Raw genomic sequence first — 25,147 nt, 5'->3', positions numbered from 1 at the left:
AGCTTTACTAAGCTAGGATTTGTTCTCTTCATCCCAGCTTTGCAGTGACTCTTTCATTGTATCTCTAGCAGCTTCAATCATTCCAGCAAGACTAAAGAAATAGTATCCATGCTGCCTTACATACTCAAATATCTTTTTATCTTTATCATTTTTGGTGCGTTCAGGTTTTACCATTAATTCACCAAATTCCATCTCTTGATGAATACAAAAGTTACTTGCTACATGGTAATAAACAGTATCAAAAACCTCATCGTTCTTAAAGTTATTTTTAAATCTATCAATTCTCTCTTTTAATTCATAAAATTTAGGATAATGAGGCTCTTTGCCACGAGAGATATCACGATTAGCATTTTCTACAGCTTTGCTAATCTTTTTAAATAACTCTTCACAAAGCTTTTGCTTTTCTAGACCATATTTGATCAGATTTTCTACTAATGCCTTTTGATGTTTTATTACTGCTTTTGATTCTTCAAGACTAATTGACTCGGGCTTGATTACTGTTTTAATACTATTTTCGGCCAATATTTCATCTACTAATTCACTAAATGGCTTTTCTATCATTCCATGAATTCTAGCCCCACCTTCAGTAGCGTTATAGACTTTAAATGCATAATCATAATGAGTTGGCTCCATCATAGATTCAAAATACCCACGGAAGAAATTCCAAACATCAGTAGTTTTTACTTCACCATTTCCACCGTAAGCTATGGCAGTTTGCGGTCTTTGTCTAGCATTTGGGTTTATGGTTATGGTGCCATCTTCTTTTATGTAGTTTTCAAACATATTCCCCTTAGCATGGCTAGCTCCATCTTTACCAAAGGCAAGGTCTTGACCGATAAATATAATTCTTTCGCATTTAAGTCTAAGAGCCATATCAAAAGCAAAGTGTGCCGAGCTAGGCCCTTTACACATAAATGGAATCTCATCTTTTAAGATAAACTCAAATCTAATTGGCCTATGAGCATAAGTGCGATTTCGCCCTTCTAAATTTTTGCTAGTTTGGGGATGCGTAAGAGATGCTGCTATAAATATTATATTATCATCAAACTGGCTTGGCTGGCTTTGGAAAAACTCGCTAGTCTTCTCTACTCTCTCCATTGTAGTTACAAAATCAGGCTTAATACCATTTATCTTAAGCACATGATATGAAGCATCTGGAATTAAAATTAATGCGTGTGGGGCAACCTTTCTTAAAAGCTCAATCTGTTTATTTAGACTTGGGCCAGTAGAGGCTATGATAGCTGTCTTATTTTTGCCTTGATTTAATTCAATTATATCTTTTAACTGAATTCCGCTATAAATATGAGGCATATTTGCCACAACATGTTTGATACCAAGTAAATTATCGTAAGCATCATTACCCATATTTAGAATCATTTTAGATGATAATTCTATAAGTTTTTTATTGATTTTTTGTGCTATTTGGCCATAATTTTTAGCATAATAATCACTATAAACATGAAAATCATAATTTCTAATATTTGCTACAACTACTGGGTAATGGCATAAAACTTCCATTTGACCACTTCTAAAATAATCTGGGTGAACCACGATAAATCTCTCATTAAATATATCAGCACCAAAATCACAAAGATTAAATGCTATAAATATAATCTCAATCTCTGGTTCAAATACTATAATCTTTTCATGGGTTTGGTTTTGTAGTAATTTGGTATAAAAATTTCCATTTCCAAGTCCAAAGAAAAATAGCGATGGATATAGTGCATATTCATCTTTAAATTTTTCCAACATCGCATTTGTATGAGCTGCTGGAGACTCAGTATAAATTGGCTCTTTAAGCTCGGTATTTATTATATTTATATCCAAATTTGTCTTACCAGCAAATACATCAAATTTAGTATTGCTTTTTAAATCATACACAGCCTTTGCTAATCTAAAATTTATAGCACTAAGTGCTACAATATTTTTTATAAAATTTGATGGAGTACCCTCGGCTTTAAATCTAGCCTCTAATTCACGCTGAAACTCTTCAAATGCCTGTGTTTCAGCCTCTTTGTCATAATTTTGCATATATCTCCTTCGTGCTTTTTAGCATTATACTAAATTTTATCTTAAGTATCATAAGATTACTGCTTTAAAAAGTCAAATTTAAAAAAGTTATTCACTGTTTTTTCACTATGTGAAAATCTAGTCAAATACCTATTAATTCGAGCTTTAAACCTTATTTAATCACAGATTAAATTATATAAATTTAACTATTAATGTGAATTTAAATCAATATGTGAATAAATCTCAAATTTAATCACATAAATTCACATCACCCCTCAAAAGTTACCATCTCAGCAGGATGATTGTGTGTTTTTTCCACAAAACGAGTATAAATAGATTGAAATACCAACTCAATAGTTCCAGTTGGGCCATTTCTATTTTTACCAATAATTATCTCAGCACTTTCTTCTACTTTATTTCTACTAAACTTAGGGGTATATTCTTTACCTTCGAGCTTTGCTTTTTGAATTTTCTCATTCTCTTCTTGTTCTAAATAAACCTCATTTCTATAAACAAATAAAATCGTATCAGCATCTTGTTCGATTGCTCCAGACTCACGCAAATCGCTTAGCATTGGTCGTTTATTGGCTCTTGATTCTAGACTTCTATTTAACTGCGAAAGAGCTACAACTGGCAAATTTAACTCTCTAGCTAAAAGCTTTAATCCGCGTGAAATCTCTGCAATTTGCAAATGGCGATCACTATATGCTGATGAGTTTGTCATAAGGCCGATATAATCAATCACACATAGTTTTATCTCTGGATGAGCGCTTTTTAATTTTCTCATTTGAGTACGAACCTGATGAATAGTAGCATTACCGCTATCATAGACAAAAAGCTTTTTTTGACTCATCATATCACACGCATTACTTAAGCGTTCAATTTCATCATTATCCATATCTGATGTCATAAGATTTTGTAAATTTATCGATGTTTTAGCGCTTAATAATCTTAACATAAGCTGAGTTGCAGGCATTTCAAGAGAGAAAAATACTACACCTAAGTTTTGATCTAGTACCCTTTGTACCAAATTTAGCACAAATGTAGTTTTTCCCATACCAGGGCGAGCTGCGATAATGACTAAATCACCATCTTTAAATCCCTTTGTCCGCTCATTTAACTCACGAAAACCAGTATCAAGCCCTACTACATCATGATCTTTGGCAAGCTTTTGCTTATTTAACTCTTCAATTAAATCAGTTACAATCTCTTTAGCATTTTTTATCACGCCACTACCTACGCCATCTACTAAAGAGTAAATTTCGCTACTAATCTCATCTACCATATCACGGCCAAGCTTATTTTCATTTACCTTAGATGGAATTTGATTTGCTACTTTGACTAGCGATCTTTTGATTGAAAATTCTTTAAGTTCTGTAGCGTATTTTTTAATATCTAGGATTGAATTTGTAGTTAAAACGCTATTAAAAACCTCTTCATTAAATTTAGTCCCCAAATGCTTTTTAACAAAGGCTATATCCACTGGATCATCACTATTTAAGCAACTTTGCATAGCTGCAAATATATCTTCATGAGCTTTTAAATAAAAATCTTTTGGGCTGATAATATCATAAATTTCACCCAAATTATCTTGCTCAAATAGTATCGCACTCAATATCGAGCGCTCCATATCCAAATCATATAAATTCGAGCTTATATTATCCATTTCTAGCCTTCAATTCATCATCAATCTCTTGTAAAAATCTATCTACCAATTGCGATTCAGGCAATCTAGCTACCACCTCTCCATGACGCATTATAAGCCCATTTCCCTTGCCAAAAGCGATAGCCACATCGGCTCCTTTGGCCTCTCCAATAGCATTTACTATGCAGCCCATTACGCTTATATTTAATGGTGCGGTTATGTGGGCTGTTTTTTCTTCTACTATCTTTATAGCGCTTACTAAATCACTTTGAAGCCTACCACATGTAGGACATGAGATGATATTTAATCCGCTTCTTTGCACTCCACTATCTTGTAAAATTGCCTTAGCTACCCTAATCTCCTCTTCAAGCTCTCCTGTGATACTAACTCTCATAGTATCGCCGATCCCCTCCATCAAAAGCCCACCAAGCGCTATAGCTGATTTAATAGTAGCGTGAAATACAGTTCCAGCCTCTGTAACTCCTAAATGAAATGGATAATCCACCATTGGACGCAACGCTCTATATGCTGCCATTGTGTTTGCCGTATCGCTACTTTTTAAACTCACAGCAATATTTCTAAAATCAAAATCTTCTAAAAGCTTAATATTATACAAAGCACTCTCCACCATAGCTTTGACGCTTCTGCCATATTTTTGCTCAAACTGCTCTTCTAAGCTACCGCTATTTACACCAATTCTTATAGGCAAATTTCGCTCTTTACACGCATTTACCACCTTTTTAATCTTCTCTTTACCACCGATATTACCCGGATTTATCCTAATAGCATCTACAAATTCAGCCACAGCCAAGGCATAAAGATGGTTAAAGTGTATATCAGCCACGATCGGCAGTGGGCTATCTTTTTTAACCTGCCTAAGCCCTTCTATATCATCTTTATTAAACACAGCACACCGCACTATATCGCACCCCGCAAAATATAAGCGGTTAATCTGCTCTAAAGTACCAGCTACATCTCTTGTTTTAGAAAATGTCATTGACTGAACACTGATAGGAGCGTCACCGCCTATCTTTACACTGCCTACTTGAATTTGTCTTGTTTTGTATCTTTGCATTATCATCACTCAAATAAATTTTAAAGCCATAAGTCTATCTAAAATTTAATAAAAATATTGTAAAATACCGAATTAAAATAGCACATTTAAGGAAATTAATGCGAAAAATCATAACCCAAATTCTCATCTTTACAGCCATATATATGGCGATCTTTGCTCTTATGAGAGCGGTGATGATATATAAGCTAATTGAGCATGATATTGATGATTGGGGTGGGGTATTTTTGTATGGGCTTGGGCATGATATGCGGACTTTTAGTGCTATATTTTTGCCTATATTTTTATCTGGGTTTCTTAGCTATTTGGGCGGATTTATCAAATTAAATTTAGCCAAATTTTATCAAATTTTCTCTAGCATTTATATAGCCATTGTATCATTTATCGTGGCTATTTTTGCATTTATCAACTACTACTATTATCAAATTTATCAAAATAAGATTGATATGTTTATATTTGGGCTTAAAGATGATGATACCTTGGCTTTATTATCCATTATTTATAGAGATTATCCGGTGGTTTTGATAGTTATATCTGCGGTGATTTTTGCTATTTTTTCTATATATTTAAATAAAAAAATCTTAAATCTCAAATTTGCTAAAAACACCAAACCGCTTTGGGTATTGATAATTTGTAATATCATCTTGATTTATGGATATATCGTTGCTTTAAGAGGACATGTAAGCTATAACGCACTTAGAGCCTCTACATATCAATTTAGCACATTTAAGCCATTTAATGAAATCTCTACTAATCCTATTATGGCACTATCTTGGGCGATAAAAGAGTATAAAAATCAAGCCAATTTCCCATTTGTAAAGATGAGTAGAATCAAAGAGTTTGAAAAGAGCTTATTTCCACTATTTAACACAACTTCTCAAAATCCAAATCACGCTAAAATGCATATACATTTTAACCTTATGGAGAGTTTTGGGCTTGGGTTATTACAAGAGGATGAGAGATTAGAAAAGCTTCTTTTAGGCTCATTATATAGCCATTTTCAAAGCGATTTTGTATTCAAAAGATTTTTGCCATCAACTAACGGGACAATAGATAGCTTAAATAGAATACTATTTCAAAGCCCTATAATCAATCTCACAAGTAGCAAATTTCAAAAGACAAAGCTACCTTACACAGTCATTGATATCTATAAAAAAGCTGGTTATAGAGTGGTTTTTGCTTATGCAGGGAATTCTGCTTGGTATAATATAAATTACTTTTTAAAAGCTCAAGGCGTAGATGATATAGTAGATGAAACAATACTTATAAACCAATATCCAACCGCAAAGACCTCTAAACACCCTTACGGAATCAAAGATGAGTATATGTATAATAAGATATTTGAGATCTTAGATAACGCCACAACCCCAACACTCATAATATCGCTTACCATATCTAATCACCCACCATATCTACACAATGACAAAAGCCAATTAAATTTAGATCTAAATAGCTCTGAGATTAGTCGTTATTCTACTGACTATAAAGCACTATTAAACGCATATAGCTATGCAAATAACAGCTTTGGAGATTACTTAAATAAGATCAAAAATAGCAAATTCAAAAATAATATAATAGTAGCTGCATCTGGCGATCATGCAAATAGAGAGTATAAATTTGATCACAAAAATGAGAGCGCATTTGGGATTAGTGTGCCATTTTATCTATATATACCACAAAATTTACAAAACAATATCTATTATGACAAAGATAGAATCGGCTCGCATAAAGATATATTTCCAACTCTATACAATCTTAGTTTAAATGAGACAAAATACCTAAATATAGGTGGTAAAAATATGCTCTCTAAGCCTAGTGATGAGAGATTTGAGTTTGCTATGCATATAAATGTTTGGGCTGATAATGATGGCATATATCCAATATCAAGCACTAAAGGATATAGATATCAAAACTCAAATACATTAAAAAATAGTAATGATAGCTTTGAGCTTGATGAATCAAAAGCTCAGTTTCATAAGCTATATGAAGAGTTTAGTTACTATCAGTTAGCTTGGAGATTAGGTTTGATAAAGTAGTTAAATTTGATTTATTAAATAAGCAAATTTGATAAAATAAACAAACCCGCTATACAAAGCGGGTTTTATAAATTAGTTTTCTAATTTGTAGTTTTCAATTAAGTTGAAATTTAGATATTTATAAATTTCAGCTTCTTTACCAGCAAGTTTAGCTGGAACAATCTTCATATACTCTTCTACACTTGGAAGTCTTCCTAGCATAGCACACACCGCTGCAAGCTCAGCAGAACCTAGATAAACTTGAGCACCCATACCCATACGATTATCAAAGTTTCTTGTAGAGGTTGAGAATACTATAGCATTATCAGCGACTCTAGCTTGGTTACCCATACATAGTGAGCATCCTGGCACCTCTGTCCTAGCACCGGCTGCACCAAATAGTGAGTATCTACCCTCGGCTCTTAATTGGGCTTCATCCATTTTTGTAGGTGGGACAACCCATAATCTAGTAGGCACTTGACCTTCGCCTTTTAAGACTTCGCTTAAAGCTCTATAATGGCCGATATTTGTCATACAGCTACCTACGAAAACTTCATCTATATTTTTAGGGCGTTTTGGATCATTTAGAATTTCACTTAGAGTAGCCACATCATCTGGGTCATTTGGACACGCCAAAATCGGCTCAGTTATCTCATCCATATTGATCTCAATTATAGTGTGATATTTCGCATTTTTATCAGCTTGTAATAACTCTGGATTTTCTAGCCATTTTTTCATCTTATCACGGCGACGAGCTAGAGTCTTATCACTGCCATATCCCGCTTCTATCATAGCGTCAATTAGAGTTATATTTGATTTTAGATACTCTATTACAGGCTCTTTATTTAGAGCGATAGCACATGCTGCGGCACTTCTTTCAGCACTTGCGTCGCTTAATTCAAATGCTTGTTCTACTTTAAGATCTGGCAAGCCTTCAATCTCAAGTACCTTACCGGCAAATACATTTACTTTACCTTTTTTCTCTACTGTTAAAAGACCTTTTTTGATAGCGTAATATGGGATAGCATTTACTAGATCTCTTAGAGTTATGCCCGGTTGCATCTTACCACTAAATCTTACCAAAACTGACTCTGGCATATTTAATGGCATTGAGCCTAAAACCGCCGCAAAAGCCACTAGACCACTACCTGCTGGGAAGCTTATACCAATAGGGAAACGAGTATGAGAGTCCCCACCTGTTCCTACTGAATCAGGTAAAACCATTCTATTTAACCATGAGTGGATAACGCCATCACCTGGTTTTAAGCTCACACCACCACGACTAATCATAAAATCTGGTAAAGTTTTATGCATCAAAGCGTCTGTTGGTTTCGGATAAGCTGCTGTGTGGCAAAAGCTTTGTAATACAAAATCAGCTGAAAATCCAAGACTTGCAAGCTCTTTTATCTCATCTCTTGTCATTGGGCCTGTTGTATCTTGGCTACCTACTGTTAGAGTGATAGGCTCTACATACATACCTGGGCGAACACCATCTAAGCCACAAGCACGACCGACCATTTTTTGTGCTAGAGTGTAACCTGCGCTATCATCACTTGCTGGTTGGGCTGGTTTAGTAAAGATATCTTCACTACCTAAATTTAGCTCTGCCCTAGCCTTAGCGCATAGGCTTCTAGCTATGATTAGCGGAATTCTACCACCGGCTTTTACTTCATCTTTTAGAGTATTTGGCTCAAGTTTGAAAGTTTTTATCACTTTACCATCTTTTACTATCTCGCCTTTGTGTGGGTAAATTTCAATCTCATCACCGGTTTCTAAGCCATCTACATTTACGATAATTGGTAAAGCACCGCTATCTTCAGCAGTGTTGAAGAATATTGGAGCGATAATGCTACCTAGGATTACACCACCTGTTTTTTTGTTTGGGATTCCTGGAATTTCACGACCTATATGCCATTGAATTGAGTTGATACCGCTCTTTCTTGAGCTACCTGTTCCAACTACATCACCTACATAGACAACTTCACGACCGCTTTTTTTAAGCTCGGCAATTTTTTCTAAACTACCTGGTTGGCGTTTCATTAACATAGCATTTGCGTGAAGTGGTATGTCTGAGCGGCTAAATGCCTCACTAGCTGGACTTAGATCATCAGTATTAGTCTCGCCTGGGACTTTAAATACTATAGCCTCGATTTTCTCAGGGATATCATCTCTAGATTTAAACCACTCAGCATTTGCCCAACTTTTGATAACTTCAGCAGCAAATTTATTTCCCTCTTTAGCAAGGTGTGCTACATCATTGAAGTAATCATGAACAAAAATTGTATTTTTTAATACATCAGCTGCAGCTTTTGCTACGCTCTCATCACTACTTCTAAGAGTAGCCACAAGCACTATAACGCTATATCCGCCAAGCATTGGCTCAAGCATTTTTACAGCATCAATTTTGCTAATTAAACTACAATTTAAGCCGTGATTTATAATCTCATTTAAAAACTCAGCTTTAACCTTAGCTGCGTCATCAACGCCTGGATTAACACGATTTGCTAACAAATCAACAAGTTCAGCACTAGCAGATGATTTAAGTAATTCACATACCTCTTTTGTCTGCTCTTTAGTAAGTGGAAGTGGTGGAATACCAAGTTTTGCGCGTTCATCTTTAGCGCTATTGTATTGTTCAAAAAAGCCCATTTTCATCCTTTAAAAAAAATTTTTGATTATTCTACCAAAAAAAATAAAAATTTAGTAGTAAAAAAATAACTTAGATTTTATATTTTAGTATATTTTAAATTTTCTATAATCCAAATTTAGAGAAAATGCAAAAATAGCTATCAAATTATGACAAAAATTTAATAGCTATTTGATTGCTTTAAAAAGCTAAATTTACCTACTATGGTTAAAATCTAGCACGAAGTCCCATATTTTTATACTGCTCGATCTCAGCAATATACTCAGCATGCTGTTTATCAAGCTCATTTGTTAGATATGAGATTAGCTTAGCATCTGATTTTTTATGACCTGAAACTAATGAAATAAATTTAAGATAAGGAATTGCATTAGAAGGTACATGCCCACGATTTTTTGCTGGAATTGGGAATTTTTGAATGAAATACAACGATGCTCTTTCTATCTCTTCTTTGGTTGAATCCTTATTAGATACGATAATTAGTAGATCTTCTAAAGTGATCTTTGGTTCATCCTCTTTTTGCTGAGTTGTCTGTTTTGGTGCGCTTGAGCCGCGGCTGAGCGATTTTATCACAACCACGACAATCACACCCAAAACGACAGCTACTGTAGCCATCGCAATAAATATAATACTTTCGTTCAACTTAAACCTCCTAAATTTAGTTACAGTCTAGCGCTATATGACCTTTTGCGATAAGCAAATAGGCTAATAACTACCATTACCACAAGTGCTATCCAGACAAAATTTGGTACTGGTACAGCATCACCAGCTGCATAACTATGCATACCAACTAAATAGAAATTCACCCCAAAATAGGTCATTATAATCGCACTATAAGCAAACATAGACGCCACAGCAAAGGCGTATTGCGAATTTACTTTTGGTATAAATCTCATATGAACTACAGCCGCATAGACTAAAATGCTAACCAAAGCCCAAGTCTCCTTGCTATCCCAGCCCCAGTATCTTCCCCAACTCTCATTAGCCCAGACACCGCCTAAGAAGTTACCTACAACAAGCAAGCTAAGACCCAAAATCATCGCCATTTCATTGATTCTAGTGGCTTCAATTATATTTCTAGTAAGCTCTTTATTCTCATTTTTGCCTTGAAGTGAAAATAAAACCAAAGTAAATAGCCCAAGAAGAGCACAAAGCCCTAAAAATCCATAACTAGCTGTGATTACACTTACATGGATTGTAAGCCAATAACTTTTTAAAACCGGCACTAAATTTGTAATTTGCGGATCGAGCCAACTAAGATGGGCTACAAATAGAGTAACCCCAGCTAAAATAGATGTCAAAGCTAGTGATATAGCCGAACTTCTAGCAAACATTGTCCCACTAAATGCCAAACACCAAGCTATAAATACCAAGCTCTCATATCCATCACTCCAAGGTGCATGCTCTGCGATATACCATCTAAGCCCCATACCAATAGTGTGAGCGATAAATGCTAAGATATTGACCCAATAGGCAATTTTAAAAATTAAATTTATTTTAATTTTAGGGCGTAACATCTTAACAAACACTACTATTAAAAGTGCAAAACCGGCCAAAAGATATACTGGAGTTAAATTTTGAAATATCTTATATTTATTAAATGCTAATTCTAAATCTACCCTATTACTAGCTGGCATTACGGTTGCACCAAATTCAACCTGATATTTTTTAATCGCTTCTATAGCTTCATCGGCTTTACTCCACTCGCCACTATCTTGTGCTTCAAGTACTGCAGTAAAATATCTTTGTAGCATTATAGCTACATTTGATGCCTCTTCACCGCTAAGCTCCATAAGTGCTCCACCAGGACTAAGCCAAGTATTATTATAATCATCTTTTTTAGGTATTACTCTAAACATCTCGCCTATAAATACCATATAAAGAATATTTAATTTCTCATCAGCTTTTAACACATCTTTATCAAAAAGCCCCCTTGTAGCCGGTGCTTTGCGATTAGCAAGTTCTGTGAATTTAATCAATTTATACTCGATTTGACCATCTTTATTAGGGCCAAAGAAATCATCAAAACTAGCATATTTTTGACTTTTTGGAATTCCTAATACCTTTTTTAACTCATCATCGCTAATTTTAATAATTGGTACGGAACGCCAATTTTCTGAATTTGCCATCATTGATAAAAATACAGCATTAGCACCCATTGATTGAAACTTATCACTGCGGTAAATTTTATTTAAAATCTCGTGTGCCATAGTATCAAATGGTTTCATTCTACCATCTGAACCTTGTATAATTAGAGTTGATACCTTATCTATATGGCTTTGTGGAATTTGTGGCATTGTTAGAGCATAGCTATTTTTAGCACCAAATATTGCCAGTCCAGCTATTAAAATCAGCCCAAGCGCCTTGGTATTTGCCTCATTTACAGCTTTAGCCAGTTTTCTAAATCTTGAATGAGGATTCATAACATTTAATAAAAGCCCTAAAGTTAATAAGAAATATCCAATATATGTAGGCCATTTGCCCGGATCGCTATTGACTGATAAGATAGTACCACCTTCATCAGAATCATAACTACTTTGGAAGAATCTATAACCTTTATAATCAAGAACATTATTCATATAAATTCTATAATCCATCTTAAAATCTCCATCTTCTACGACTACATCACTGCTATAACTCATTGGGGAGTTTGATCCTGGATATCTAGCTAGCTCAAAATCTTTTAGATATATGCTAAATGGCAATGTAATAGCCATTGGAGACCACGCTACATAGAATTTCTGTCCGCCAACCTCTACTGCTTCAGGCGGGTAATTGCTCATTATCGCAACATCTTTGCTATCGTTATTATAGCTTAGGGTTGCTATGATAGCATCTGCGCCTGCTACATTTTCGCCGGCTTTTTTCACACCTTTTATAGCACTTACCTTCATCGTTCTAGGTGCGAAATTCACACCACCAATGCTATATAGTCTAAGTCCGGCAAATTCAACTTCTTTATCTTTTGGTAGTTCGCCTTTACTCATATCACTCATTACCATATAGCTTATATCTTGATTGGTTTTGATATAAAATTTACTATCTTTAATATAAATTTGAATATATTTGGATTTTGTAGGTTTGGCACCAAAGCTAAAGCTCATATCGCCAACTTCGAATTTATCCCCAAGTTTCATAGTGACTGACTCGCTATTGCTCTCATCAGAAAACATAAGCTCCAAAACCGCCTCACCATTAGGGTTATCGATCCAAGCTGGTGTAGCATTTGGAGTAAAATCTTTATATTTCAAAGTGGCCAATTTATCATGGATATTGAGTCTTAAATTAAAATCATTTCCAATAGTACTAGATATATATTTTGGCTCAGAGACTGTGTAGGTGTTATTACCATCGCTTGAGATCATTTGGATATAGCTTTGCATTGTTCTTATCTCGTTGCTACTATCGTTTTCACGGATACTCATATGCCCTTCAAAACCAAAATATCTCGTGATACCCGCACCAACTAAGATAAATAAAAAGCTTAAGTGAAATATTAAAACAGGAAGTTTTTTGAGCTTAAATAATCTATATTCATATATATTATAGACCAAATTTACACCCAAAATCAGCTGAATTAATGCAAACCATCCAGCACCATATACTAAAGCCCACGCAGTTTGTGTATTATAAACACTCTCAATAATTGTCGCAGCACCACTAGCAAACGCAAAAATCAAGAAAAATACAACGGCTGAGCCCATACTAAAAAATAATTTATGAATAATACCCATAAATGCCCTCAGTAAAAAAAAATAATTTGCGATTATATTGAATATAAATAAACATTTTTAAAATAATTTTTCCTTAAAATAAAATTATTTTATTACTCAAATTTGACTTGCTATCTCTTCAGCCCTAGCCAAAATCTCCTTAGCTCCTTTATTTATAAACTCATCAGCTAAAATTTCTCCAGCTTCTTTATATTCAGCCTTATTAAAGACTCTTTCATCTTTTAATATTTCTTTACCATCTGGAGTACCTAAAATTGCTCTAACGAAAATTTTATCACCATCTAATCTTGCACTTACTCCAATTGGGGCTTGACATCCACCATTTAATTTATGGACAAATGCTCTCTCAATAGTAGTTTCTATAACGCTCTTTTCATCATTTAAAAACTCAATCACCTCTAAAATATCAGCCCTATCTACTGCTTCAATACCCAAAGCTCCTTGCCCCATTGCTGCAATAGTATTAAGCAAAGATACATAATTTACCTCTTTATGGAGTTCAAGACGATTAATTCCAGCCATAGCAAGTATAATAGCATCAAATTCACCATCTTTAAGCTTAGCAATTCTTGAGTTTACATTTCCACGAAGCGAGATAATCTCTAAATCAGGTCTAAGAGCTAGAAGTTGCATTCTTCTACGCAAAGATGTTGTTCCAACTCTTGCACCATTTGGAAGCTCATCAAAGCTTTTAAAATTCATACTTAGCATAGCATCATTTATATCTTCTCTACTACAAACACAGGCTAATTTTAACCCATCTGGAAATGTAGTTGGTACATCTTTTAAACTATGCACAGCAATATCAGCCCTTCCATCAAGCATCGCATTCTCAAGCTCTTTGGTAAATAAACCCTTACCGCCAATCTTAGCTAATGGAGTATCTAAAATAACATCGCCTTTAGTCTTCATAGTAATAATCTCTATATTATGACCACGAGCCTCTAAAAGATCTCTAATATGATATGTCTGCCAAAGTGCTAAGGCGCTATTTCTACTTGCGATTCTTATATTCATAATCCCTCTCCTCTATAATCTCTACATCTATTATATCATCATTATGATTGGTTTGACGACATTTATTTTGATTATTTTGATACCTAGGAGTACTAAATTTAGAATAAATTTTTAAAGCTAAAGTAACTCCGATCACAATTATCCCAAAAATATCGCTTAACATCCCAGGAATTATAAGGGCCAATCCGCCAATAGCAAGCCCTAAACTACCAAAAATATCTTTGATATTAAAGTAGTTTATATTTTGAAATAAATTAGCAAATCCATAATTTAGTATTAAAATTACGCCAAGTAATGCACTAAGAAAAATCTCACTAAATAGACTAAAAAATCCAAATTCTAATACATATAAAACAACCAATACTATCTCTAAAAAGATATATGGTAGCAATGAAATTCTAATCATACAAGCTCTTTTAATTTGCCTAAAATTTCGCTAGAAGCAACTTTTTCTTTTATTAAACCATCTCTGATTATCAATTCTACTTCTGCATTAGCTAGTCCTTTGCCTACTACTACACCAAATGGATTTCCAATCAGCTCAAAATCGGCCATCTTTACACCAAACCTCTCATCTCTATCATCTAATAACACCTCAATTCCAAAGCTCTCAAGTCTGCTTTCTAATTCTAAAGCAAATTTAGCCTGAGCTTCATCTTTGAAATTTGATACTATGATATGGACGCTAAATGGAGCGCACTCTTTTTTCCATACACATCCCTTATCATCGTGGCTAGACTCTATAATCACAGCTTCTAATCTACTCACACCGATACCATAACATCCCATTATAAACGGCTTTGCCTTGCCATTTTCATCTAAAAATGTAGCATTCATCGCCGCTGAATACCTATCGCCTAATTGAAATATATGGCCGACTTCAATCCCTTTTGTAAGGCTCAATCTCCCACCATCAAGGGCTTTATCCCCATCTTTGATGGCTACTAAATCTTTAAATCTATCTTTATTGAAATTTATAATGCTTACGCCAATAGCGTGATAATCTTTTTGATTTGCTCCACAAATCATCTCATATTCGCCATCAAGCTCACTATCAATATAGAAATTCACCCCCTCAGGTAGCCCGATTGGCCCACAATATCCAGCTACTAATCCAGCATTTTCAATCTCATCTATATTAGCATCACATAGCTCTAATGCACCACAAGCATTTAGTGCTTTTGTCTCTTGAAGTTCATCATCTCCCCTTAAGAAAAATATCACAACTTCGCTTCTATCTTCATATATAGCCTTTTTAATAACAGCCTTAATAGTATAAAATGGATCAACTTTAAAAAACTCACTCACACTTGCGATAGTGCTACAATTAGGCGTATGAAATTTAAGCATTCCATTGCTTTGTGGGCGTTCTGCACTACAAGTGCGTTTAGCCCTTTTAGCAGCTTCAATATTTGCAGCGTAATCTGAACTATCACTGATTAAAATATCATCTTCGCCATTATCAGCTAGTACCATAAATTCTTTACTTCCACTTCCACCTATAGCACCACTATCAGCTTCAACGCATCTAAAATTTAGTCCAAGTCTAGTAAAAATCTTGCTATAAGTCTCTTGCATCAAGTCAAACTCACGCTTTAAATCTTCATAGCTAGAATGAAAACTATAGCTATCTTTCATTATAAACTCACGACATCTCAAAAGCCCAAATCTAGGCCTAGCCTCATCTCTAAATTTTAATCCAATTTGATATAAATTCAAAGGTAGTTGCTTATAGCTATTTACCCTTCCACGCACCATATCCACCACGCTCTCTTCATGCGTTGGCCCTAGGATAAAGTCATTGCCTTTTCTATCATTTAATCTTAAAAGCTCACTTCCAAATTTAAAAAATCTCCCACTTTGCTTCCATAATTCACTAGGCACGACAAAGCTCATAGATACTTCATTTGCTCCGGCTCTATCCATCTCATCTCTAATGATATTTTCTATCTTTCTTAAAACCCTTTTGCCAAGTGGTAAGAAGTTATAAAGCCCACTACCAGTTTGTTGGATAAATCCTGCCCTAAGCAAAAACTGATGGCTAGGCAAGGTTGCGTCTTTTGGCGCCTCTTTTAGTGTTGGGATATATAATTTGGTAAATTTCATCTACTCTTCCTCTTTTAATTCTATTTTATCAATTTTAATATCAAATAGATACTCAAGCACACCAAGTACCTCATCGCTATTTTTATCTTTTAAACGCATAGTTGGCGTGTGTAAAAATGCCTTGAAAACTTGATGAACTAGCTTTCTAGCCTCATTTTCATCACAGCGTTTGATATAGCCTTTTTTAATCGCTTTTTCTATCTCTAATTCAGCTATATTCTTAGCTTTAAATCTAAGGGCTTTTATAGCTGGCGTGCTATTTTGTGATGAACGCCACTTGAAAAACTCAGCTGTCATCTCTCCTACTATTGCATATGCTACGCCAGCTTGTTCCTCACGCAAATTTAAATTACTTTTTACTATACTTTCTAAATCATCAACTGCATAAACGCTTATATTATCATAGTAGCTAATATCAATATCTCTAGGCACAGCAATATCAAAAAAATATCGATTAAACTCCACCATCTCTATAATCTCATCAGTGATAACAGGCACATTAGCACCAGTAGCACTAAAGATTAACTGATATCTATTTATCAACTCACCAAGACGCTCCCACGGTGCAATACTAGCTAGCTCGCCTAACTCATTTTGTAGCTGAGCAGCTCTATTTTGATCTCTATTTACTATAATTACATTAACCTTAGAGTTAATAAGATGCTTACATGCTAAGGCACTCATCTGACCAGCACCTACTACCACAGCGCTCATTCCACCTAGATTGCCATATATCTCTTTGGCTTTTGCTACTGCTACACTTGAGACTGATACGGGATTTTTACTAATTGTAGTTGCGGCTCTAATTTTAGAAGCGCATTTAAAAGCAAAATGTATAGCATAGCTGATATTATCACCGCAATTTCCATTATCATAAGCAAATTTAAAAGCCTCTTTTAACTGACCTGCTATCTGCGTCTCGCCAATTACAAGGCTATCAAGTGAGCTAGCCACGGCAAATAGATGGTGGATAGCACCATCATCTTCATATATATCAGCCCTAAGCTCCAAAGCCTCATATGGCACAAGGGTTAAAATAGATATTGAGTTTAAAATATGCCTAACACACTCATTTATTTTAGATACATAAGCAAAAACCTCAACTCTATTACAAGTGCTAAGAATCATAGATTCAATTATATTTTCATTAGCACTCAATAGGCGCAAAATCTCCTTTTTACGACTCTCATCACTTAAAGATAGCTTCTCTCTAATACTGATATCTGTATTTTTATGCGTAAAGCTAATACTTATATAGTGCATTAAAACTCCCTATCTATCATACTTGATACTATCTCTCTTAGACTCTCATCGCTCACTGATGATATGGCTTTATAGCCAAGCTCTTTGGCAAATTCTTTGGATTTTTCAACTATGTTAAATTCGCTAAATTTATCCTTAATCCATCTAATCTCTTTATCATCTAGATCTTTACCCCAAAGGCCTTTTAATATCTCTTTGTCATCTGTGCTTAAAGCATTATATAAAAGAATATATGGAAGAGTAGTTTTACCCTCTTTATAGTCGTTAAAGGCTGGTTTGCCAAGTTTATTCTCATCTGATACAATATCTAAAATATCATCAACTATCTGAAACGCTAAGCCTAAATTTTTACCATATATAGAATACGCACTCTCATCTAATTTGGCGATTATAGCCGCACTCCTTGCTGCTGCTTCTATCAAAACTGCCGTTTTAAGCTCTATCATTTTTAGATATTCATCTAAATTTGGACTAAATTTACTACCCATATCTACATCCATCATCTCACCAATGCTTAGATCAAGAACTGCTTTAGATATAATTTTAGCAATTTGCGAATTTAAGCTTACAATCTCATAAAAGCCCTTAGAGTATAAGATATCACCTAGCATTATTGCGTTCTTAGAACCAAAAAGTGCATTTATACTAGGCTTACCACGCCTAATAGTAGAATCATCTATGACATCATCATGTAGTAAGCTTGCTAAATGTATAAGCTCTATTACCGCACATAGCCTAAGCGAAGTCTCATTTTGACCAGCTATCTTTAAAATTAGCTTGCTTCGTAGCTTTTTGCCGCTACTAATATTATTAAACATCTCAAGAGCTCTGTTATAACCACACTCCTTGACAAACTCATATAAAATCTTATCAACCATAAAACTTCCTATCTATCTGGTATATACTCTATCTCAACTCTAGCACTTTGATCCATTATCAATGCGTCAAATACTACACTGCCATCATAATGTCTATACTCTTTAAAGACTAGATATAAATCCACATTATCTACAAGTGGGTTTTTGATAAATGCCAAAATCGGCTGACGATACATCTCTAATCCTCGCCTAAGACTTAAGACAATCTGGCGTGGATATTTTCTAAATTTAGTATGAACTACTAAATTTGTATTATCATAAAGCGTCCATGAAAACTCAAATTCGTCTTTTATCTGATGGCGCCTTTCAAAAAATATAATCTTAGCTTTCTCATCTTTTTTAAGGATAAATTCCTTCTGGTGTGTCCATTTTGGAGCTACACCATATAGCAACCCAAAACAAAAAAATGGCAAAAGCCAAAGAGTTAATCTACTCATTTTGTGTTAATATTTTCCCTGTAATATCTATATATATATCATTTAGTCCGCTCTCCATAGCATCTGGATTTAACGCCTTAAAGCTATCTATTTGAACTTGTGTAATACCACTACTCTCAGCCAGCTCCCTTAATGCTACAAGCTCACTAAATAAAATTTCAAGCTCATTTTCTACTATATTTCGATTAGCATTATAGACAATATCAAAAAATTTATCCTTAGGCTGACCACCAAAAATATCATCAAATATCATTATACTCTCCTATCTTATTATATCTCGTTGACCTTTTGAATTTGGCGGAGTTAATACGCCATTTTGTTCAAGCTGTTCTATTATGCTTGCAGCTCTATTATAGCCTACTTTTAATCGTCTTTGTAAATAGCTTATAGATGTTTTTTCTTCGCTTAAGACTATCTCCTTAGCCTCATCATAAAGCTCATCTATTTCACCGCTAAATTCTCCGATACTGCTATTACTAGCATTATCATCTTTTAAAAAGCTCTCTTGATACACAACACTCTCTTGAGCTTTTAAAAACTCAGCTATATGATCAATCTCCTCTTCACTAGCAAATGGCGCATGTAGCCTGACTACTCCAGGACTTCCAGGTGGTGTAAAGAGCATATCTCCACGCCCTAGCAAACTCTCTGCTCCCATCTGATCTAAGATAACCTTGCTATCGATTTTTTGCCCTACTCTATAGCTTATGCGACTTGGTAAATTCGCCTTTATAAGCCCAGTTACTACATCTACACTTGGGCGTTGTGTTGCTACTATTAGATGAATTCCGCTAGCTCTAGCCATTTGAGCTAAGCGACCGATATGAAACTCCACATCCTTGCCACTTGTCATCATAAGATCAGCTAACTCATCTATGATAACTACTATAAAAGGCAAGGTTTCACCGCCTTCTTTTTTCATCTTTTCATTGTAGCTCTCTATATTTTTTGTGCGAGTTTGGCTCATTATCCTATATCTACGCTCCATTTCAGCAACTAAATTTGCTAGTACAGCAATCGCCTTTTTAGGTTCAGTTATAACTGGAGTTAGTAGATGGGGAATATCATTATACATACTAAACTCAAGCATCTTAGGATCTATCATTATAAGGCGCAGAGTTTTAGGTGAATTACGATACAAAAGGCTCAAAACCATCGCATTTATCCCGACGCTTTTACCACTTCCTGTGGTTCCAGCGATTAAAAGGTGTGGTAATTTTTTAAGGTCAGTTATAAATGGATCGCCTACGATATCTTTACCAAGTGCTAAGGTAAGCTCGCTTTTGGCATTTTTATAGATATCGCTTTGTAATATCTCTTTTAGATATATAGTCTCTATATTTTTATTTGGAATCTCTATCCCAACTACATCTTTACCAGGGATTGGGGCTTGAATTCTAATAGTTTGAGCCTTTAACGCCATAGCTAAATCATCTTGAAGAGTTAGGATTTTGCTTACTTTTACATGGGCTGCTGGTTTAAACTCAAATGTCGTAACCACTGGACCAGAATAGGTTCTTACTACATCGCCATCGATTTTAAAACGCCTTAATTTATCTAGCAAATCAGCAATTTTTTGATCTATTTCAACCTCATTTATAGCCTTACTACGTTTTGGTGGATCCTTTAAAAAATCCAAACTTGGCAACATAAAATCCTTTGGCTTTTCTATTTTGCCTGTCTCAATTTGGCTTAAAAGCTGTTTATTTTCAGCTACTTCATTAAGGATTATAGCGCCACTTGATGTTGATTTTGGCTCTTTTAACAAAGATATATCAGTATCTTGAGCAATCTCGCTTGGAATTTGGTTTTGCTCATCATCTATATTAAATTCGCTAAATCTATCAACTTCATCTACATTATCTATCTCTACTTCATCAAGCTCTTTTTGTTGGGATTTTTTTCTAGATTTTGATACTTTAGGCTCAGGTGTAGCGCTTTGTGATTTAGCTACTTCTAGATTATTATTGTTAAATTTTACCTCTTGAAACTGAGATATCTCGTCATCTTTAATATTAGATTCTAAGGCTGAATTTGGGCTAAATTTAGATATAGATTTAACTACAAATGCCTTTTTTATCATTACATCGAGCCTATCATCAAAGCTAAGCCCAAATCCAATAAAAAATATCATTAAAATAAAAATAAATGTCCCAATACTACCAATCACACTCCCAAGCGCCTCATAGCTAAATCCACCAACTATGCCGCCAGCTATAGGATTAAACATCGCACAAAGCAATAAAAAAGCATAAAATAACATCAGCGATCCAATGATATTTCCAGCTATTTTTAGGCTAAATTTCGTATAAGATTTATATAAATTATAAACAGGATATAACAAAATAAATGGGTAAAAATATGACGCATAGCCAAATAGTCTTGCATTATACCAGCCTAAAGCGCCACCATAACTCCCCACAAATGAAGCATGCGGAACGATAGTTGCCACACCAAGATATACAAGCACACAGATAGCTACAACCAGCAAAATCTCTCGTAAAATCGCAAATTCCTTAATAAAAATCTGCAGATTATAGCAAAATTATGGTTATATGTAGTTTAAGTAGTATTATATATAATTTTTTACTTCGCAGACTAGCCAAGCTAGTCTTTGCGACAGGGAGCTACGCTCCCTTGACCCACCTGAAGTCCCTACTTTGTAGGGTGACCCTTATTAAAATCCGTGGCGTAAGCCACCCATTAGAAGGCTTTTTTAAGGGGTTGGGGGTTGTTAAAAAAAAGGGGGGGGGGAGAAGGGGTAGCGACTGTCAAAAAAGCGTTCCCCTTCCCCCTTAAAAAAGAAAAATTTAAATTTTCTAAAAATTTTTATTATAAATTTAGAATGTAAAAAAGTAAAGAATGGAAAAGTAGCTTCGCTAATGGTTATTTTACGGCGAAAATTTGAAGTATTAAACCTTTTTTTGATTTTATTCTAAGCCTAATCTAGTCTTAAAAAATAAAAACAATCTATATTAATTTTCTTTTTAAGTGGGAAGTGGGACACTTTTTGGCAGATGAGTAGCGTGATAGTTAAATGATGGATAGCCATCATTTAACGGCACTACGAAAAATAAGAGCGAAGCTACCTTACACTTCCCCTTAACAACCCACTTAAATAATCTAATAAAAAGTATTATCTATAATAAAGCTTTCCATCTCCACTATTTACAAAAGTTTTTAAATCTTCTTTTGTTCTTATTTTTAGCTCTGTGCCGTGTAGCTTGCAAATATTATCAAGCGATGTAAAAATAGCAGAAAATTCCCCACCAAACTTAGCATTGGCATAATCGCTAAATGCTGAGTCTAGCGACATCATTCGCTTAATATGAGCTTGTTCTACTGCTAGTTCTAAGCTTTCTCTTTCAGCAATCAAAGCTGGTAAATTAGAAGCTACAAGCTCTGCTATCTCATCTGCTCTTTGCTTTGCCATATCCCTTTCAGCAATCACTGCAAATATAGTATCAAGTGCCATATCAATAGCCTTGCTACTAAGCACTATCGCAAAAGCAGATATTACTATAGTTAATGCTCCAGCTACAATGTTGGCAAAACCAGGCATTATAGGCTCTAGGTAGATTTCTAGTTGCTTTGAGATAAAAACAGATGCAGTAACCCATAAAGCAGACATAAGCCCTTTTAAAATCATAGATAACATCTCTCTAAAACTTTTTATTTTGCCTGTGATATAATCATGAATAGAGTTAAATATTTGCTTAACAAAGCTTCTTAGCTTAGTCCAAATAGCACGCAATTCAGCGCTAATATGTTTTACTATCATATCTACAATAGCAAAAGTGCCACCCTTACTAAAAGCATGAGCTAGGTTTTTAAAATTTTTTACTATTTCATCCCAAAGCCTTTTTACTCTTACTTTAAGAGGTGTAGATGTATCTCCAAAACACATATCTTTTATCTCCCACACAACTCCACTAGCTATAATGCTAAGAGCCATCACGGCAGCCTCACTAAGTCCGGTTAAGGCTACATGCTTCGCCCCCATTTTTACGGTATTCCAATTAGAGATTTTAACGCCATTTTTACTATCATCTATCGTATATTTACTAGACTCTAATTTTGCTAGTAATTTTTTAGCATTTTCTCTTTTTACTGGATCTTTTTCATTTTTTATTATGTTGTCTAAAAGCTCTTCTGCTTTTTGATATTGATCTTTTGTAATTATTATTTTTACATCTTCATTTAAGTATTTATTATTCTCACCGTAAAGCTTTTTTAAATCACTATTATCTCTTATTTGAACTGCCTTTAATTGTCCATTCACCTTTAACTCGCCATTTTCAAATACTTTTATATCAGTTAGCTCATCATTAGCGCTATTTTGTATGCCAAGCTCTTTTAGAATAGCCTTTTGCTCATCTTTTGTATATGTTTTATTAACTAAATCAAGTTTTATCTTTGCGTTTTGAGATACTTTTAGTTTGCTAGTTGCGTCTTTTACTTCTTTGCTATCAGTAGTGTAGCCCTGAGCCAACAACGCATCAAGATTTTTTTGTCTTGCTAATAAATCATCAATAGCTTTTTGCAGCTCTCCATTTTGCGCTTGTGTAATATATGCTAGCATATCTGTGCGAACTGCTCTATCGCCTTTTTTGATATTTTCATCAAGATAAACGCCATATGCGCCACCATCAGTATGTAGAGCATTGTTTATATTTATTTCACTAACTACTAATTCTTCAAAATTATGCCCATAACTTTTATCATTATTGGCATGAATTTTAGCAGTAGCTTCAATGCTTCTTTGTGCATCTACAGCAGCTCCATATCCAGCATAAGTATTTAGGCTAAAAATATTAATTCCAAATCTAGCTAGAGTTTGATTACCAATTTCTTCTATTATTTCATCGCTAATAGTTTTTGCTCTTGCTCTTTGTATCATAATTTTCCTTTTTTAAATAGACCTCCATCCTATATAATAAAGATGGAGATCTAAATTTTAATTACTTATTTTTCATACTTAGCTTCTATTTTTCTTAGAATTTCAGCATGTTTTTCTTGTAAAGCTATGAGATTTTTGGTTAGTTCGTCATTATCGTTTAGTATAGGCTCATTGATGATAGCTATTACACTCTCAGCTGTATTTACCATTACATGAAGTTTGTCTTGCTCATCACTACTCCAGTTTGCTAGATTATTGCCTTTATTATCAGCTATTTTTTCAACTTGATCAAGCAGTTCGCTAAACTCTAAGTCCATTTTAATAAGACTTCTGCGTTTCTCTTCACCTTTATAACACAGCTTTTTTAGTAGTGGCTGTTGCGCGTTTAAAGCCTCAGCTGCTTGTTTGCAGTACATTTTAAATGCTCTTGCATTTTCTTTTGCTGTTTCTGCTTTATAGGCAAAAATTGCAGCGGCAACAGCAATAACAGGAGCAGCAACAATTCCACTAATCACAAGAGTTCCACCAGCCATTCCAAGACCACCAGCACTTAAAGCACCGCCACCAAACCACGCAAGAGTAGCATTTGTAGCCGCTACTCCAGTAAGTGAGCTAATAGCAGTTCCAGTACTAGCAGCACCTAATAATCCCACACTACCAAAAGCACCAAGTCCAGCCAAAGCACCAGCACCACCAGCAGCAATCGCACCACCCAACATAGAAGTTAGTTCAAACACACTATCGCCGATTTTAGCAAGCTCAATATCTTTGCCATTGATTTCTAAAGTATAATCATCGTTGGCAACTTCCAGTCTAGCAATTAGTTTTGCAAAGCGCTCTAAAGACCCATTAAGGACTCTTTGCTTCTCTTTTCCGAGTTGCTCAAATGCTTTATCTGTTTTATCTTGAATAGGTTTAAAGGCATCAACAGCATCAGAATATATTTGTTCTCCTTCATCTCTTTTTTCGCTTGCTTCATTGCTATCTTTATAGGCATCATAACCTTTTTTTGCTCCATATCCTAAAGCTGAAGCTACTAGCCCGCCAGCTACTAGCGGTATTAATGGTAATGGCATTTTATCTCCTTAAAATTTAAAATTCTTCTTTTATTCTGCAATTCTCATCAATGTTTTCAAGTATTTGTAATTCATTACAAGCCTTAGCATTAATGGAATAAAACTTCTCTTTACTCCAAATGGCACTAAAAAAACTATACATTTCATCAATACGACAAACTAGTGGTCTATTATCATAGATTTTACACTTATTGCTCTTAGGATCTAGCTCTTTACATACCCCATTGCCAAGATCAAAGCTCCTAAGCTCTGGAATATTTGAAATATGCCTACAACAAGCCCCACAAACGCTACAAGGAAAATTCATATTTTAAAAAATAACACCTCCATTCGTTTTATACATTTTACCC

The 25,147-nt window shown here is 34.7% G+C and carries 18 protein-coding genes; 1 reads left to right on the top strand and 17 read right to left on the bottom strand.

Annotation, left to right across the window (positions count from 1 at the left end; translation table 11 throughout):
• Positions 1-12 precede the first annotated feature (12 nt).
• The 3 genes from CIGNP109_RS03645 to ispG all read right to left on the bottom strand — a co-directional run bounded on the left by CIGNP109_RS03645 (position 13) and on the right by ispG (position 4,730).
• Entirely contained in the window at positions 13-2,031 is a 2,019-nt protein-coding gene (locus CIGNP109_RS03645) for a motility associated factor glycosyltransferase family protein (protein ID WP_086228242.1), read from the bottom strand.
• Between the two features lie 247 nt (positions 2,032-2,278).
• Complete coding sequence (locus CIGNP109_RS03640) at positions 2,279-3,676, bottom strand: replicative DNA helicase (protein WP_086228241.1); 1,398 nt, start codon at positions 3,674-3,676, stop codon at positions 2,279-2,281.
• Positions 3,669-4,730 (bottom strand): flavodoxin-dependent (E)-4-hydroxy-3-methylbut-2-enyl-diphosphate synthase, encoded by a 1,062-nt coding sequence (gene ispG / locus CIGNP109_RS03635; protein WP_086228240.1) that lies wholly within the window; start codon positions 4,728-4,730, stop codon positions 3,669-3,671. The genes CIGNP109_RS03640 and ispG overlap by 8 nt, the downstream gene beginning before the upstream one ends.
• A 98-nt stretch (positions 4,731-4,828) precedes the next feature.
• Between ispG and CIGNP109_RS03630 the strand changes: the two genes are divergently transcribed.
• Positions 4,829-6,763 (top strand): LTA synthase family protein, encoded by a 1,935-nt coding sequence (locus CIGNP109_RS03630; RefSeq protein ID WP_086228239.1) that lies wholly within the window; start codon positions 4,829-4,831, stop codon positions 6,761-6,763.
• 72 nt (positions 6,764-6,835) lie between these two features.
• Here CIGNP109_RS03630 and CIGNP109_RS03625 read toward each other — a convergent pair whose 3' ends face one another.
• The 14 genes from CIGNP109_RS03625 to CIGNP109_RS03560 all read right to left on the bottom strand — a co-directional run bounded on the left by CIGNP109_RS03625 (position 6,836) and on the right by CIGNP109_RS03560 (position 25,104).
• On the bottom strand, positions 6,836-9,391 hold the full coding sequence (locus CIGNP109_RS03625) for a bifunctional aconitate hydratase 2/2-methylisocitrate dehydratase (protein WP_086228238.1): 2,556 nt from the start codon (positions 9,389-9,391) through the stop codon (positions 6,836-6,838).
• A gap of 205 nt (positions 9,392-9,596) precedes the next feature.
• A complete protein-coding gene (locus CIGNP109_RS03620; RefSeq protein ID WP_086228237.1) occupies positions 9,597-10,028 on the bottom strand; it encodes a hypothetical protein in 432 nt (143 codons plus the stop codon).
• A gap of 20 nt (positions 10,029-10,048) precedes the next feature.
• Positions 10,049-13,120: a cytochrome c biogenesis protein gene (ccsA, locus tag CIGNP109_RS03615; RefSeq protein ID WP_086228236.1), complete on the bottom strand. Its 3,072-nt coding sequence runs from the start codon at positions 13,118-13,120 to the stop codon at positions 10,049-10,051.
• A 96-nt stretch (positions 13,121-13,216) separates the two neighbouring features.
• Positions 13,217-14,140 carry a hydroxymethylbilane synthase gene (gene hemC, locus CIGNP109_RS03610; RefSeq protein WP_180380009.1) on the bottom strand — a complete coding sequence of 308 codons (924 nt, stop codon included), beginning with the start codon at positions 14,138-14,140 and terminating at the stop codon, positions 13,217-13,219.
• The gene (locus tag CIGNP109_RS03605; protein ID WP_086228234.1) at positions 14,115-14,543 is read right to left on the bottom strand and encodes an FxsA family protein; all 429 of its coding nucleotides are present in this window, start codon (positions 14,541-14,543) and stop codon (positions 14,115-14,117) included. Before CIGNP109_RS03605 ends, hemC begins: the two co-directional genes overlap by 26 nt.
• Positions 14,540-16,243, bottom strand: coding sequence for a proline--tRNA ligase (locus CIGNP109_RS03600; protein WP_086228233.1), 1,704 nt, complete (start codon positions 16,241-16,243; stop codon positions 14,540-14,542). The genes CIGNP109_RS03605 and CIGNP109_RS03600 overlap by 4 nt, the downstream gene beginning before the upstream one ends.
• The gene (gene hemA, locus CIGNP109_RS03595; protein WP_086228232.1) at positions 16,244-17,506 is read right to left on the bottom strand and encodes a glutamyl-tRNA reductase; all 1,263 of its coding nucleotides are present in this window, start codon (positions 17,504-17,506) and stop codon (positions 16,244-16,246) included.
• Positions 17,506-18,384, bottom strand: a complete 879-nt coding sequence (locus CIGNP109_RS03590; RefSeq protein WP_086228231.1) for a polyprenyl synthetase family protein — start codon at positions 18,382-18,384, stop codon at positions 17,506-17,508. Before CIGNP109_RS03590 ends, hemA begins: the two co-directional genes overlap by 1 nt.
• 8 nt (positions 18,385-18,392) lie before the next feature.
• The gene (locus CIGNP109_RS03585; RefSeq protein ID WP_086228230.1) at positions 18,393-18,821 is read right to left on the bottom strand and encodes a hypothetical protein; all 429 of its coding nucleotides are present in this window, start codon (positions 18,819-18,821) and stop codon (positions 18,393-18,395) included.
• Positions 18,814-19,074, bottom strand: coding sequence for a DUF2018 family protein (locus tag CIGNP109_RS03580; RefSeq protein WP_086226182.1), 261 nt, complete (start codon positions 19,072-19,074; stop codon positions 18,814-18,816). Before CIGNP109_RS03580 ends, CIGNP109_RS03585 begins: the two co-directional genes overlap by 8 nt.
• Before the next feature lie 9 nt (positions 19,075-19,083).
• Positions 19,084-21,312, bottom strand: a complete 2,229-nt coding sequence (locus tag CIGNP109_RS03575; RefSeq protein WP_086228229.1) for a DNA translocase FtsK — start codon at positions 21,310-21,312, stop codon at positions 19,084-19,086.
• Between the two features lie 645 nt (positions 21,313-21,957).
• A complete protein-coding gene (locus CIGNP109_RS03570) occupies positions 21,958-23,721 on the bottom strand; it encodes a hypothetical protein (RefSeq protein ID WP_086228228.1) in 1,764 nt (587 codons plus the stop codon).
• Positions 23,722-23,786: 65 nt separating this feature from the next.
• A complete protein-coding gene (locus CIGNP109_RS03565) occupies positions 23,787-24,797 on the bottom strand; it encodes a hypothetical protein (protein ID WP_086228227.1) in 1,011 nt (336 codons plus the stop codon).
• Between the two features lie 16 nt (positions 24,798-24,813).
• Positions 24,814-25,104, bottom strand: a complete 291-nt coding sequence (locus CIGNP109_RS03560) for a YkgJ family cysteine cluster protein (RefSeq protein ID WP_086228226.1) — start codon at positions 25,102-25,104, stop codon at positions 24,814-24,816.
• Between the last annotated feature and the right edge of the window lie 43 nt (positions 25,105-25,147).

This window comes from Campylobacter sp. P0109 (genome assembly GCF_002138755.1).
GTDB classification, from domain to species: Bacteria; Campylobacterota; Campylobacteria; order Campylobacterales; family Campylobacteraceae; genus Campylobacter; species Campylobacter devanensis.
Note: the sequence above shows the minus strand (reverse complement) of the source record. Positions and strands in the feature narration are given on the sequence as shown.

Excerpts from the sequence above, each read along its gene's own strand:
- hemA (WP_086228232.1), bottom strand. The coding sequence starts at position 17,506 with ATGCACTATATAAGTATTAGCTTTACGCATAAAAATACAGATATCAGT.
- CIGNP109_RS03640 (WP_086228241.1), bottom strand. The coding sequence starts at position 3,676 with ATGGATAATATAAGCTCGAATTTATATGATTTGGATATGGAGCGCTCG.
- ispG (WP_086228240.1), bottom strand. The coding sequence starts at position 4,730 with ATGCAAAGATACAAAACAAGACAAATTCAAGTAGGCAGTGTAAAGATA.
- CIGNP109_RS03565 (WP_086228227.1), bottom strand. The coding sequence starts at position 24,797 with ATGCCATTACCATTAATACCGCTAGTAGCTGGCGGGCTAGTAGCTTCA.
- CIGNP109_RS03585 (WP_086228230.1), bottom strand. The coding sequence starts at position 18,821 with ATGAGTAGATTAACTCTTTGGCTTTTGCCATTTTTTTGTTTTGGGTTG.
- CIGNP109_RS03600 (WP_086228233.1), bottom strand. The coding sequence starts at position 16,243 with ATGAAATTTACCAAATTATATATCCCAACACTAAAAGAGGCGCCAAAA.
- CIGNP109_RS03605 (WP_086228234.1), bottom strand. The coding sequence starts at position 14,543 with ATGATTAGAATTTCATTGCTACCATATATCTTTTTAGAGATAGTATTG.
- CIGNP109_RS03580 (WP_086226182.1), bottom strand. The coding sequence starts at position 19,074 with ATGATATTTGATGATATTTTTGGTGGTCAGCCTAAGGATAAATTTTTT.
- CIGNP109_RS03560 (WP_086228226.1), bottom strand. The coding sequence starts at position 25,104 with ATGAATTTTCCTTGTAGCGTTTGTGGGGCTTGTTGTAGGCATATTTCA.
- CIGNP109_RS03625 (WP_086228238.1), bottom strand. The coding sequence starts at position 9,391 with ATGGGCTTTTTTGAACAATACAATAGCGCTAAAGATGAACGCGCAAAA.
- ccsA (WP_086228236.1), bottom strand. The coding sequence starts at position 13,120 with ATGGGTATTATTCATAAATTATTTTTTAGTATGGGCTCAGCCGTTGTA.
- CIGNP109_RS03590 (WP_086228231.1), bottom strand. The coding sequence starts at position 18,384 with ATGGTTGATAAGATTTTATATGAGTTTGTCAAGGAGTGTGGTTATAAC.
- CIGNP109_RS03630 (WP_086228239.1), top strand. The coding sequence starts at position 4,829 with ATGCGAAAAATCATAACCCAAATTCTCATCTTTACAGCCATATATATG.
- CIGNP109_RS03570 (WP_086228228.1), bottom strand. The coding sequence starts at position 23,721 with ATGATACAAAGAGCAAGAGCAAAAACTATTAGCGATGAAATAATAGAA.
- CIGNP109_RS03645 (WP_086228242.1), bottom strand. The coding sequence starts at position 2,031 with ATGCAAAATTATGACAAAGAGGCTGAAACACAGGCATTTGAAGAGTTT.